The sequence below is a fragment of the Janthinobacterium sp. TND4EL3 genome (assembly GCF_900156175.1).
Lineage (GTDB): Bacteria > Pseudomonadota > Gammaproteobacteria > Burkholderiales > Burkholderiaceae_D > Janthinobacterium.
In genome coordinates, this window is record NZ_FTMV01000021.1 from 59281 (window position 1) to 72301 (window position 13021).

The window sequence follows — 13021 nt, forward strand, 5'->3', positions numbered from 1 at the left end:
CCGTCTCGGGAAAGAGCACGGCAGGCTGCTTGTTCGGCTGGCGCCAACGCAGGAGCTATCAAAGGAGGGAGGTACTTTGCGCTTTCCTTCGCTGGCATTATCCAGATCAGGTACGAAGGGTATCTCTCACCCGGATGACTGCTCCAGGACCCCTAGCGGTTGACAGCTTAGCATGAAGCACGGCCAGCTGTCCCACCGGCCGACCGTTTTACAACACTGCAGGTCGAAACTACAGACTCAGTTCCAGCACCTTGCGGCTGACGGCGGGCGTCACTTCGCGCTGTTCGCCCAGCGCCGTCATGCCGTGCGCTTCCAGGGCAGCGACGACGGCGTCCACGCTCGCATGGTTCAGGCCGTAATCGGCCAGGCGCGTCTTGACGCCCATGTGGCGGAAGAAGAATTCCGTGCGCGCGATGGCCGCTTCGATGCGGCCGTCCTCGTCGCCACCGTCGAGGCCCCACACGCGGGCCGCATATTGCAGCAGCTTGGCGCGCTTGGCCTGTTTGCGCACGCGCAACATGCTGGGCAGGATGATGGCCAGGGTCTGCGCATGGTCAAGCTCGTACAGGGCCGTCAATTCGTGGCCGATGGCGTGCGTGGACCAGTCCTGCGGCACGCCCACGCCGATCAGGCCGTTCAAGGCCAGGGTGGCGCTCCACATCACGTTGGCGCGCACGTCGTAGTCGTCCGGGTGCGACAGGGCTTTCGGGCCTTCCTCGATCAGGGTCAATAAAATGCCTTCGGCGAAGCGGTCCTGCACGGAGGCGTTCACGGGGTAGGTCAGGTACTGTTCCATCACATGCGCAAACGCATCGACGACGCCATTGCCCACCTGGCGCAGCGGCAAGGTGAACGTCTTCGACGGGTCCAGCACGGAAAATTTCGGATACACCTTGCGGCTCATGAACGAGCGCTTTTCCTGCGTGGCCTTGCGCGTGATCACGGCCGAGCCATTCATTTCCGAGCCCGTGGCCGGCAAGGTCAGCACCGTGCCGAAGGGCAGGGCGGCTTCGACGATCTTGCCGCCTTTCGCCAGGATGTCCCAGGCCTCGCCCTCATGCAGGGCGGCGGCGGCGATGAACTTGGTGCCATCGACCACGGAGCCGCCGCCGACGGCCAGCAGGAAGTCGATGCGCTCGCTTTTCACCATGGCCACGGCCTGCATCAGGGTTTCATAGCTGGGATTGGGTTCGATGCCGGCAAATTCGAGCACCGTGTGGCCGGCCAGCGCCGCCTTGACTTCATCGTAGACGCCGTTCTGCCTGATGCTGCCGCCGCCGTAGGTCATGAGCACTCGGGCCTGCGGCGGGATCAGCGCCGTGATGGCGGCGATCTGGCCCTGGCCGAAGAGGATTTGCGTCGGATTGTAGAAATCGAAATTGAACATGGTGCTCCCGCTGCCGAGGTTGAGGCTGTTGCCGAGCCATGATTATGGCCGAACGGGTGGAATCGTGTCGTGGACGCTTGAGCTTTTCGTCCGGGCGGTGGAGAATGCAGCCGATGTCACCACCACGCGAAAAGGAATGCGCATGACCACCGTCCCACTGGAAGAAGCCGGCTTGCCCGCCACCGCGCTCGACATGCACCGCGCCATCGGCGCCGCCATCGCCGCGCTGCAGGCGCTGGACCTGAACAGCCAGCGTTTCGAGGCGTGCACGGACCCGGAACTGCGCCGCGTACTGGCCCATGCGGGCGACACGAGCCGCAAGGAAGTCGCCATGCTGCTCGAATGGATGCGCCGCCGCGATGCGCGCCTGGACAAGGAAATGAAGGAAGCACTGTTCAAGGCGGGGCCGATAGTTGCCCAGTATCACTATGACGAGAAAATATTGTAACTATTGGTTTGTTGCTGTGACGTACCATGCGCCACATGCGCATCGTTTCGCGTAGACTGTGCCCCGAACACGATTTTGGGGGAGTTTGCAACGATGAGATCATTACCATACCGAGAAGGCAGCTGGTTTGCCGTGCCCCTGCCGGGCGGCGGCTATGCCGTCGGCGTGGTGGCGCGCAGGGCGCCTGCCGGGCGCATCATGCTGGCGTATATGTTCGGGCCCAAGCGCGACAGCCTGCCCACGCTGGAAGAGGTGGAAGGCTTGCGGCCGGAACAGGCCGTGCGCCGCCTGCGCACGGGCGACATGGCCCTGCTCAACGAGCGCTGGCCCCTGCTGGGCGACAGCCGCCACTGGGAGCGCGACGACTGGCCCATGCCGGCCTTTATCCGCCGCAATGAATCCTTGCAGCGCGCCTGGCGCGCCAGCTATGCGGACGCCGACCCTGCCAAGCTGAACCGCGAGGAATCGATCCCCTTCGATACGCCCGGCATGGAAAGCGACTCCCTGTACGGCTACGGGGCAACGGAATTGCTGATGAATAAATTGCTGGCGCCGGAGCAGGCGCCAGCCTGATGGCTGCCGGGCGGCATCGGCGTTGGATTCGCACGGCGATGCCGTGCTGATCCAACCTGCATCAATTATGCCGCCGGCAAGCTGATCTGGAACGCCAGGCCGCCGCCTTCGCGGTTGCGCACCTGCAGTTCGGCGCCGTGGCGCAGCAGCACCCGGTCGACGATGGCCAGGCCCAGGCCGGCGCCGTTGGCCTGTCCGCGCGCCGTGTCGAGGCGGGTGAACGGCTTCATCAGCTGCTCGATCTTTTCCGCCGGCACGCCCGTGCCATGGTCCTGCACCTCGATGATCACCTTTTTCGTCCCGTGGCTGGTGCGCACGTGGCAGGCGATGTCGATTTCCGTCACGTCGCTGCCCGGCGTCTTGCCGTAGCGGCGCGCATTCTCGATCAGGTTGTTCAGTACGCGGCGCAGGTCGGTGGGGTTGCCCATCGCGTGCGCCCCTTCGGCGATCTCGGCATTGATCTTCACGTCGGGCAGGCGCATGGCTTCGCGCACCATGTCGGCCAGCAGGCCGCTCAGGTCCACCTCCGTGAAGCTCGACGCTTCCGTCGGCTTGGCGTAGTCGAGGAACTGGCCGATGATGGCGTCCATCTGCCCGATATCGGACTGGATGCCCTCGCGCGCCTCGTCCGACAGGTTGGCCATCTCCACTTCCAGCTGCATGCGCGCCAGCGGCGTGCGCAAGTCGTGCGAAATGCCCGCCAAAATGACGGCGCGGTCCGATTCCACTTGTTTTAGATCATCAACCATCTGGTTGAAGCTGCGGTTCGCCTCGATGATTTCGATCGGGCCTTTTTCCGGCAGCGGCGCCGGCTGCTTGCCCTTGGCAATGTCGCGCGCGGCGGCCGTCAGGCGCGACAGCGGCAGATTGATCAGGCTGGAAATGATGGCCGCGCCCAGCAGCGACAGCAGCGATACCAGGCTGGCCCAGCCCAGCCACTGGAAGCCCGTCAGGCCGCGCAGGCGTTCGCGGTCCAGCATCAGCCAGTACTCGTCGTCGTCGATCTTGAAGCTGACCCAGAAGCCGGCCACGCCGTTGACGCGCGCGGAAAAGCGCGTGTCCTTGCCCAGCTTGGCCTTCACCAGCGCCTCGATGTCGGGCATCAGGTAATTGTCGGGCGGCGGCTCGATGCGGTCGTCCTCTTCCAGCGAGAAGATGCGGATGCCTTCATTGCTGACGAGGTCGAACAGCAGCTCGCGCCGCAGCTCGGGGGCCGAGTGCGTCAGTGCCGCATGCGTGATGGTGACGACGGAAATGATCTGGGCGGAAATCTGCTGCGCCTGCGGCTCGCGCTGGATGACGGAAATCATGCCGATCCAGGTGATCATGCTGACCGTGGTCAAGGTGCCGAGCAGCAAAAAGGTGCGCCAGAACAAGCCGCTTTTCAGCCGCGCCAGGCTGATATCGGGAACAAGCTTCATCATGCCTCGCCAGCGATCAGCGCGGCTGTCCGTCCGGGATGAAGACGTAGCCCAGGCCCCACACGGTCTGGATGAACAGCGGGCTCGACGGATCGGGTTCGATGAGCTTGCGCAGGCGCGAAATCTGCACGTCCAGGCTGCGGTCGAACACTTCGTATTCGCGGCCGCGCGCCAGTTCCATCAGTTTTTCGCGCGACAGGGGCTGGCGCGCATGGCGGGCAAACACTTTCAGCACGGAAAACTCGCCTGTTGTCAGCGGCACCGTTTCGCCATTCTTTTTCAGGGTACGCGTGCCCAGGTCGAGCACGAAGTCGCCGAATTCGAAGGTTTGCGGCGTTTCCGACGGCGCACCGGGGATTTCATCGGGACCCTTGCGGCGCAGCACGGCGCCGATGCGGGCCACCAGTTCGCGCGGGTTGAACGGCTTCGGCAGGTAGTCGTCGGCGCCCATTTCCAGGCCCACGATGCGATCGACGTCCTCGCCCTTGGCTGTCAGCATGATGATCGGCGTCTGGTCGCCCGCGCCGCGCAGGCGGCGGCAGATGGACAGGCCGTCTTCGCCCGGCAGCATCAAATCGAGCACCAGCAGGTCGTAGCGCTCGCGCAGCCACAGCTTGTTCATGGCGGTGGCGCTCTCGGCCGTAAAGACATTGAATCCCTGTTCGGTCAGGTAGCGGCGCAGCAGGTCGCGCAGGCGCACATCGTCATCGACGACCATGATCTTTGCCTGGTGGCCGTGGATCGATTGCGGTGTTGTATTGCTGCCGGATGTGGAGGTTGTGGTCATTTAGGGTGTCGTGTTATCTTATATTAGTTGCTATAGTAACGCCTCGCGCGGCGCCCACAAGGGGCTGCGGCGACCCATTACAAACTGTTACAAACTTTACCCAATTACTCTTACTGCACCGTGTAAAGCATCATACACTGGGGCCACAGTGGAAATCAGCTTTAGTTTATACGGCATTGCGGAAGAGGAACTCAATGAATATCATTACCCAAAAAATTCACGCCGCTCCCAGCGCACGGGTCTTCCCGCGCGCCTTCTTCGCCACGCTGGTGCTGTCCACGGTCGTCGTCTGTACCATGTTTGCCGCCAGCCTGGCGCATGCGCAAAACCAGCCGCCGCCGCGCCGCGACGAGCAGCAGCAAATGCAGGCGCAGCGCTATGAGCAGGTACAGCGCAGCAACAGCAATGATACGCGACTGCGCGAACAACGTGACGCACGCAGCTTCGACACGCGCGCCGAAGAGCAGCGCCGCGCCAGCGAAGGTGCCGACGCCTCGCGCCGCACGGGCCGCATGACGCCCGACGAACGGCGCGACCTGCGCCGCCAGATCAATGAAGTGGGGCAAGACATTTACTCGAACCCGCCGCGCCGCTAGGCCCCGCCCCCCCTCAACAGGGCCATCTCGCAAGACATGGCCCTGTTTGCATCTGCAAGCACATTTTTTGCCGAGTCAGGCACGCCGCCACGCCCCGTGATATTGTTCCAGTGCATTGAAGTAAATTCTATGTAAGGGAGGCCAGGGGTGAGCGACGACGATGCACCGGTTCCTGATATGGCCCCTGCGGCCGGTTTGCCGCACGGCCTCGTCCAGCGCGACGGGGGCGTGTTCCTCGACCTGTCGCTGGCACCCGCGCAGCTGCGCGCCGCCGTCGGGCAGCTGTTCCAGTCGGGCCAGCTGCTGGCCGGCCTCGATTACCCCCTGTTCCTGCTGACCCTGTTTCATGCCCCGACGCCCCGCGCCGCGCCCAAGGGCGAAGCCTTGCTGCGCATCGCCGCCCGCGTGGCGCCGTTCCCGCCGCTGCGCCGCCTGCTCTACAAGCAGGTCAAGCTCTGTGGCGACAGCGCCGAGTTTTACTTTGAAGCCATGCCTGCGCAGGAGGATGGCGCGCCGCCCGCGCGCCGCGAATTTGACGAGCTGGTGGCCGACCTGTGGGGCAAGGGCGTGCAATATGGCATCGATGCTGTGACCGTGCGCGCCATGCTCGACTGCGGCAAGGCCGGGCGCATCACGGTGGCGCGGGCGCTGGCGCCGCAGCCGGGGCGAGACGCCCGGCTCGTCGAAGTGTCGCAGGGTATCTACCGCAACGACGCGCCACGCGAACGTCCCGATGGCCGGCTCGACTTGCTCAGCTTCAAGAACCGCTTTCCACAGGTGAAAAAACATGCGCGCCTGCTGCGCCTGGTGCCGGGCGCCCCAGGGGTGCCCGGCTATGACCTGGCCGGCAATGCGCTGCCGCCGCCCGCGCCGCTGGAGCTGGACCTGGCGGCGGTGGCAGGCGCCGGCACGGCCGTCGAGCATTTCAGCGATGGCGACTTCGTCGTCGCCACGCAGGCGGGCTACGTGAATGTCGATGCGCATGGCAAGATCTCCATCGAAAACCGCATCGTCAGCCGCGAAGGCGTCAGCAGCCGCACCACGGGCAATCTGAAGCTGCGCGCCGCCTACGAGGAGTATGGCGACGTGCAGGAGCAGCGGCAGCTCGATGGCAGCGATATCACCATCCATGGCGACGTATATGGCCATTTGCATTCGCATGGCGGCTTGATCTTGCTACAGCGCAACCTGGTGGGCGGCACGGCCTTCAACGAACATGGCGACGTGCGCGTCGAAGGCGTCGCGTCCGGCTCCGTGCTGCAGGCGCTCAATGGCACCGTGCACCTGCAGCGCGCGGAAAGCTGCGTCATCGCCGCCACGCGCGTGGTGATCGACAGCGCCAGCAATTGCGAGATCATTGCCGACGAGGTCGTCATCGAGCTGGCCGAAGGCTGCGCCGTGGCGGCGCGCATCATCCGTATCGGCAGCGCCGGTCCGCGCAAGCAGGTGGAGATGCTGGTGTTTCCGCTGGTGCCCGACCTGAGCGCACTGGAGCAGAAAATCGGGGAAAGCCTGGCGAAGGCCGCGCAGTACCAGCAGATGCAGCTCAAGCGCCAGCAGGAAATCGACGCCATCGCGCAGTTGCCCGAGGTGCGCAGTTACCTGGCCCTGGCGGGCCAGCTGCGGCGTGGCGAGCTGCAATTGCAGCCGGCGCAGCAGCTGCAATACGACAAGCTGGCCGCGCGCATCGCCCCCGTCCTGAAGGAAGTGGCGCGCCTGCGCCTCGAGGTGAAACAGTCGGAAATCCTGCATGCGCAGATGCTGACGCTGGTGGAACAGCTGCGCCAGGAGCGGCAAGCCACGGCCGGCCAGTCGCGCTGCACCCTCGGCCTGGTCGACGGCGAAACGACGGTGCGCGCCATGGTCGCGCCGCCCGGGCCCGGCAAGGCCTACGAGCGGCCGCCGAAGGAAATCAAGGCCCTGCTGCGCAGCGCCGCGCCGGCCACGCAACTGGTGTTTGCCGACAGCATGGGCAGCCTGGACTGGACGTATGCGCCGCCGCCCTAGCGTTTAATCCGTGACCTTGCCGCGTGATTGCTTGAGCACGCTGTGCGTGCTCTTGCTGTCGAGGCGTCGCCGCTGCGAGCTGCGCGTGGGCTTGGTGGCGCGGCGCACGGCGGGCAGGAAGGTCACGCTGTCGATGATTTCCTGCAGCCGCCGCAAGGCTTCTTCCTTGTTCTGTTCCTGGCTGCGTGACTGCTGCGCCTTGAGCACCAGTACGCCATCCTTGCTGATGCGGCTGTCGCGCAGGGCCAGCAGCCGCTCCTTGTACGCTTCCGGCAGCGACGAGGCGGCGATGGGGAAGCGCAAATGGATGGCGCTGGACACCTTGTTGACATTCTGCCCGCCCGGCCCTTGGGCGCGGATGGCGGAAAATTCAACTTCTGCGGGATTGACGAGGTGTTGCATGGCCTGCCTGTGGAAAAACGATGCTCGTATTGTAAGTCAAGACGCGCGGGACTGCGCCGGCGCAAAGCCGTGGCCGCCGCGGGTGCTGTCGTCCGGGAAAGTTGATGTTTCTCAACGCCGGCTGCGGCGATGCCCGTTAGCATGGGGCCAAGTTTGCGCCACTGCGCATCCTGGCAGCGCTTACCGGATGAAAGGATCATCATGCAGCCCACGACCACGCCTGGCGCCGCAGCAACGGCGCAACGCGGCACCGCGCCATCCCTGACGCAGTACCTGAGCTTCCGGCTGGGCGGCCTGGAATACGGCCTCGATTACCGCTGCGTGCGGGAATTGCGCCCGCTCAAGGAACTCGACCGTTTTTCCTCGGAAGGGGAAGTACTGCACAGCGTGGCCGTCTCGCGCGGCGTGATCATCCCCATCGTCGACATGCGCGCCGCGTTCGGCAGCACCGACGGCGCGCCCGACCCGTCCACCGACGTGATCATCTTGCAGCTGAGCAATGGCGTAATGGGCATGGTGGTCGATGGCGTCACCGATATCGTCAGCCTGGCGCCGGCCGACATCGCCGCCGTGCCCGGCCTGGGCGAGGCGGAAGCCGATTACCTGCTGGGCCTGGGCACGGTGGCGGGACGCCGCCTGATCCTCGTCGACATCGACCGCCTGATGGCGATCCGCAGCCCCGGTCCCATGCAGGTCGCCTAAAAAAAAGACGACCCGGAGGTCGTCTTTTGTCGTCAGTTAATTAACCGAGCTTTTCGAGCTGATCCTGCAGATCGAGCCATTCCGCTTCCAGCTGCGCCAGGTCCTTGGTGAAGAAGGTCTGGTCGGCCAGCAATTGCTTGAGCTTGGCCTTGTTGGCCGCGTCGTAGATGGTCGGCTCGCCCAGCTTGGCGTCCGTTTCCGCCTTTTGCGCGTTGCGCTTGGCGATCTGCTCTTCCTGGCGCTTGATCTTGTTTTCGATCGGCTTGCGCAGGGCGGCCGTTTTCTGGCGTTCTTCCGCTTCCTTGCGCTTGTCGCGCACTGGCGCGGCAGGGGCGGCGGCCGGCGCGGGTACGGACGACGTTACCGGGAAGTCGGTCTTGTTGGCCTTGCCGGCGGCCGGCAGCACATCGGTACCCTTGCCCAGCTTGGTCTTGAACAGCCAGTCCTTGTAGTCGTCCAGGTCGCCGTCGAACGGCTGCAGCTTGCCGTCGGCGACGATGATGAATTCGTCCGTGGTGGCGCGCAGCAAATGGCGATCATGGGAAACGACGACCAGGGTGCCTTCGAACTGCGCCAGCGCTTCCGTCAGCGCTTCGCGCGTTTCCAGGTCCAAGTGGTTGGTCGGTTCATCGAGCAGCAGCAAATTCGGACGCTGCCAGACGATCAGGGCCAGCGCCAGGCGGGCTTTTTCGCCGCCCGAGAACGGCGCGATCGAGCTGGTCACCATGTTGCCGGGGAAGTTGAAGCCGCCCAGGAAGTTGCGCAATTCCTGCTCGCGCGTGGTCGGCGCGATCTTCGACAGATGCCACAGCGGCGATTCGTCGTGGCGCAGCATTTCCACCTGGTGCTGGGCGAAGTAGCCGATGTTGAGGCCCTTGCCCAGGGTGGCGTCGCCCGTCAAAGGCATCAGTTCGCCCGCGATGGTCTTGATCAGGGTGGATTTGCCGGCGCCATTCTGGCCCAGGAGGCCGATGCGCTGGCCGATCTGCAGCGAAAACTTGATGCCGTTGACGATGGTTTTATGCGTGATCTCGCCCGTCGCTTCGTTCTCGATCTTGTAGCCCGCGTCGACGTCTTCCATCACCAGCAGCGGATTCGGGGCGCTCAAAGGCTCGCGGAATTCGAACGAGAATTCGGCGGCGGCGCGCAGCGGCGCCAGTTCCTCCATCTTCGCCAGCGCCTTCATGCGGCTTTGCGCCTGGCGGGCCTTCGAGGCTTGCGCCTTGAAGCGGTTCACGAACGATTCCAGATGGGCGCGCTTGCGCTGCTGCTTTTCCAGCGCGCCGGCGGCCAGGATCATCTGCGCTGCGCGCTGGCGCTCGAAGCTCGAATAGTTGCCCGAATAACGCTTCAGCTTGCGCTCGTCGATATGCACGACGACGTTGACCACTTCGTCGAGGAAGTCGCGGTCATGGGAAATGATCAGCAAGGTGCCGGCGTAGCGTTTCAGCCAGTCTTCCAGCCAGATGATGGCGTCCAGGTCCAGGTGGTTGGTCGGTTCATCGAGCAGCAGCAGGTCGGATGGGCACATCAGCGCTTGCGCCAGGTTCAGACGCATGCGCCAGCCTCCGGAGAAGCTGGCGACAGGCTGCTGCATCTGGTCCAGGGTAAATCCCAGGCCCAGCAGCAATTGCTCGCCGCGCGACTGCACGGTATATGCGTCGGCATCGGCCAGCGCGCTGTAGATCTCGCCGATGGCGATGCCGTTTTCCGACGTGGCCGGTTCGGACTCCAGGCGCGCCAGTTCCGCTTCCAGCTTGCGCAGGGTCACGTCGCCGTCGATCGCGTAGTCGAGCGCGGCACGGTCCAGCGGCGGCGTTTCCTGCGCCACGTAAGCCACGCGCCATTTGGCCGGGAAATCGATCTCGCCCTGGTCAGGGTGCAGTTCGCCGCGCATCATGGCGAACAGGCTCGATTTGCCCGCGCCATTGGCGCCGATCAGGCCGATCTTGTCGCCCGGATTGAGGGTGACATCGACTTGTTCGAGCAACGGTTTGATGCCGCGCATCAGGCTTACTTGTAGGAAACGTATCATTTTTTTCTTTGTGTTGTAAATTAAGGCACTGCGGCGCTTGCGCCAGCGTTTATGCCAGCTTGAGCTGCTCGGCCGTCAGCAGGAACACCATGTCGTCGCCGGCGCTCGTCGTCAGCCAGGTCAGGCCCAGTTCGCCGAAAGCCGCTTCCGCGTATTCGCGTTCGTTGCCGATTTCAATCATCAGGATGCCGTCGTCCGTCAGGCGCTCGGCCGCGCCGGCGATGATCTTGCGCACCAGGTCCATGCCGTCGCTGCCGCCGTCGAGGGCGATCTGCGGTTCGGCCAGGTATTCCTGGGGCAGGGCGCCCATCGACGCGGAATTTACGTACGGCGGGTTGCTGATGATCAAATCATATTTCTTGGCCGGCACGTTGGTGTACAGGTCCGATTCGATCAGGTTGACTCTGTCCTGCAGTTTGTACGTGTCGACGTTGCGCTTGGCCACGGCCAGCGCATCGGCGGAAATGTCCACGGCATCGACGGCGGCGTTCGGGAAGGCGTCGGCCATCATGATCGACAGGCAGCCCGAGCCGGTGCACAGTTCCAGGATGTTTTCCACGGCATCCGGTTCCGCCACCCATGGCGAGAAGTATTCAGGGATCAGCTCGGCGATGAAGGAGCGGGGCACGATCACGCGCTCGTCCACGTAGAAGTTATACGTGCCCAGCCAGCCTTCCTTGGTGATGTAGGCGGCGGGCACGCGGTCGATGCTGCGGCGGTCGATGACGCTCATCACGCTGGCCACTTCCGACGGCAGCAATTTGGCGTCGAGAAACGGTTCGAGCTTGTCGAGCGGCAACTTCAACGTGTGCAGGATCAGATAGGCGGCTTCGTCGAACGCTTCGGCGCTGCCGTGGCCGAAAAACAGCTTGGCGGTATTGAAACGGGTAACGGCGTAGCGCAGCAGGTCGCGTGGCGTGGAAAACGGGTTCGGGGTCATGGCATTCTCGAAAAGACGGTGTTCTGGCCCGCCGTGACGGGCCTCGGTATTCTGGTTCAGACGGGCAGCAAATGCTCCAGCGTGCGCCGGTAAATATTCTTCAGGGGATCGATGTGGCGCAGTTCGATATGCTCGTCGATCTTGTGAATACTGGCATTGGGCGGCCCGAATTCTATCACTTGGGGGCAGATTTGCGCGATAAACCGGCCATCCGAGGTGCCGCCCGTGGTCGACAGCTCCGTCGTCAGGCCCGTTTCTTCCAGGATGGCGGACGACAGCGCATCGGAGAGCGTGCCGCGCGGCGTGAGGAAGGGCAGGCCGCTCAGGGTCCACTGCAAATCGTACTGCAAGTCATGCTTGTCGAGGATGGCGTGCACCCGCTCCTGCAAGCCCTCGGCCGTGCTGGCCGTGGAAAAGCGGAAGTTAAAGTCGATCACCATGTCGCCGGGGATCACGTTGTTGGCGCCCGTGCCCGCGTTGATGTTGGACATTTGCCACGACGTCGGCAGGTAATATTCGTTACCGGCGTCCCATTTTTCCTCGACCAGGTCGGCCAGCGCCTGCGCCGCTTCGTGGATCGGGTTTTTCGCCAGGTGCGGATAGGCGATATGGCCCTGCACGCCCTTGATCGTCAAGCGGCCCGACAGCGAACCGCGGCGGCCGTTCTTGATCATGTCGCCCAGTTGGGCGCTCGAGGTCGGCTCGCCCACGAGGCAATAGTCGATCTGCTCGCCGCGCGCCTTCAATTTGTCGCAGACGATGACGGTGCCGTCCGTGGCCGGGCCTTCCTCGTCGCTGGTGATCAGGAAGGCGATGGAACCCGTGTGTTCGGGCGTGGCGGCAATAAATTCCTCGCAGGCAACTACCATGGCAGCAATGGACGTTTTCATGTCGGCCGCGCCACGGCCGTACAGCTTGCCGTCGCGGTGCGTGGGAATGAACGGTTCCGAGCGCCATTGCTCGACGGGGCCGGTGGGCACGACGTCCGTATGGCCGGCAAAGACGAACACGGGCGAGGTGGTGCCACGGCGTGCCCACAGGTTGGTGACGTCGTTCGACTGTATCGTTTCGCAGACGAAGCCCAGCGGCGTGAGGATATCGATCAGGTGCTGCTGGCAGCCCTTGTCATCGGGCGTGACCGAGGACAGGGCGATCAGTTTTTCGGTCAGGGCGAGGGTTTTGGAGGTGGTCATGGTGTGGAGCGGGGGCGTACCCTTGGGACTCGGCGTCCCCGTACGGCCCCAGCCTTGCAGGTGTCGGGTTTAAACTGAAAAAATGCTCTTGTACTGCGCATCGGAAAACGCCACGCTATACTTTCCATCCTTGTCCAGCACGGGGCGCTTGATGATGGACGGGTTTTCCAGCATCAGGTCCAGGGCGCTGGCGTCGTCGGTGATCGACGCCTTGCGCTCGTCGGACAGGGCGCGCCAGGTCGTGCCTTTCTTGTTGACCAGCACATCCCACGGCAATTGCTGCAGCCACGCCTCGACGGTGGCGCGTTCCAGGCCCTGCTTCTTGAAGTCGTGGAAGGTGAAATCGAGTTGCTGCGCGGCCAGCCAGGTGCGGGCCTTTTTGACGGTATCGCAGTTGGGGATACCGTAGAGTGTAATGATCGTCATGGGTAGGGCTAAGGGGAATGAGTGCGGTTCGCTTGATCGCGGCGCTTGCGCCAGAGAAAAATGCGATGGTAGCCGCCATTATACAGTCGATGCGCAGTCGATGC

General features: G+C 63.8%; 13 protein-coding genes and 1 riboswitch. Of the genes, 5 read left to right on the forward strand and 8 right to left on the reverse strand.

The annotated features are described in order from the left end of the window. Positions 1–66: 66 nt before the first annotated feature. Positions 67–164: riboswitch (TPP riboswitch) on the reverse strand. Positions 165–229: 65 nt separating this feature from the next. Then, entirely contained in the window at positions 230–1387 is a 1158-nt protein-coding gene (locus BXA07_RS25305; protein ID WP_076572025.1) for an iron-containing alcohol dehydrogenase, read from the reverse strand. Between the two features lie 142 nt (positions 1388–1529). On the opposite strand from BXA07_RS25305, the gene BXA07_RS25310 reads away from it, so the two are divergent. Both BXA07_RS25310 and BXA07_RS25315 read left to right on the forward strand, forming a co-directional pair. After that, a complete protein-coding gene (locus BXA07_RS25310; protein WP_076572104.1) occupies positions 1530–1835 on the forward strand; it encodes a ferritin family protein in 306 nt (101 codons plus the stop codon). Positions 1836–1928: 93 nt separating this feature from the next. Next, positions 1929–2408: an Imm26 family immunity protein gene (locus BXA07_RS25315; RefSeq protein ID WP_076572027.1), complete on the forward strand. Its 480-nt coding sequence runs from the start codon at positions 1929–1931 to the stop codon at positions 2406–2408. A gap of 65 nt (positions 2409–2473) precedes the next feature. On the opposite strand, the gene BXA07_RS25320 is transcribed toward BXA07_RS25315, so the two are convergent. Continuing rightward, positions 2474–3832: a sensor histidine kinase gene (locus tag BXA07_RS25320; protein WP_076572029.1), complete on the reverse strand. Its 1359-nt coding sequence runs from the start codon at positions 3830–3832 to the stop codon at positions 2474–2476. A 13-nt stretch (positions 3833–3845) separates the two neighbouring features. Continuing rightward, complete coding sequence (ompR, locus tag BXA07_RS25325; RefSeq protein ID WP_223278807.1) at positions 3846–4547, reverse strand: osmolarity response regulator transcription factor OmpR; 702 nt, start codon at positions 4545–4547, stop codon at positions 3846–3848. A 263-nt stretch (positions 4548–4810) separates the two neighbouring features. Between ompR and BXA07_RS25330 the strand changes: the two genes are divergently transcribed. Together BXA07_RS25330 and BXA07_RS25335 are read left to right on the forward strand one after the other, a co-directional pair. Beyond that, a complete protein-coding gene (locus BXA07_RS25330) occupies positions 4811–5212 on the forward strand; it encodes a hypothetical protein (RefSeq protein WP_076572033.1) in 402 nt (133 codons plus the stop codon). Between the two features lie 147 nt (positions 5213–5359). Further along, entirely contained in the window at positions 5360–7219 is a 1860-nt protein-coding gene (locus BXA07_RS25335) for a flagellar assembly protein A (protein WP_139335749.1), read from the forward strand. Between the two features lie 3 nt (positions 7220–7222). On the opposite strand, the gene arfB is transcribed toward BXA07_RS25335, so the two are convergent. Continuing rightward, positions 7223–7621, reverse strand: a complete 399-nt coding sequence (gene arfB / locus BXA07_RS25340) for an alternative ribosome rescue aminoacyl-tRNA hydrolase ArfB (RefSeq protein ID WP_034749850.1) — start codon at positions 7619–7621, stop codon at positions 7223–7225. 201 nt (positions 7622–7822) lie between these two features. Here arfB and BXA07_RS25345 point away from each other — a divergent pair, with 201 nt between their 5' ends. After that, positions 7823–8323 carry a chemotaxis protein CheW gene (locus BXA07_RS25345; RefSeq protein ID WP_076572036.1) on the forward strand — a complete coding sequence of 167 codons (501 nt, stop codon included), beginning with the start codon at positions 7823–7825 and terminating at the stop codon, positions 8321–8323. A gap of 40 nt (positions 8324–8363) precedes the next feature. On the opposite strand, the gene BXA07_RS25350 is transcribed toward BXA07_RS25345, so the two are convergent. From BXA07_RS25350 to BXA07_RS25365, 4 genes are all read right to left on the reverse strand, one after another. After that, entirely contained in the window at positions 8364–10358 is a 1995-nt protein-coding gene (locus tag BXA07_RS25350) for an ATP-binding cassette domain-containing protein (protein ID WP_076572039.1), read from the reverse strand. A gap of 49 nt (positions 10359–10407) precedes the next feature. Then, entirely contained in the window at positions 10408–11298 is an 891-nt protein-coding gene (gene prmB, locus BXA07_RS25355; RefSeq protein WP_076572042.1) for a 50S ribosomal protein L3 N(5)-glutamine methyltransferase, read from the reverse strand. Positions 11299–11354: 56 nt separating this feature from the next. Then, positions 11355–12491: a succinyl-diaminopimelate desuccinylase gene (dapE, locus tag BXA07_RS25360; RefSeq protein WP_076572044.1), complete on the reverse strand. Its 1137-nt coding sequence runs from the start codon at positions 12489–12491 to the stop codon at positions 11355–11357. A gap of 69 nt (positions 12492–12560) precedes the next feature. Then, positions 12561–12917 carry an ArsC family reductase gene (locus BXA07_RS25365; protein WP_076572047.1) on the reverse strand — a complete coding sequence of 119 codons (357 nt, stop codon included), beginning with the start codon at positions 12915–12917 and terminating at the stop codon, positions 12561–12563. Positions 12918–13021 lie beyond the last annotated feature (104 nt).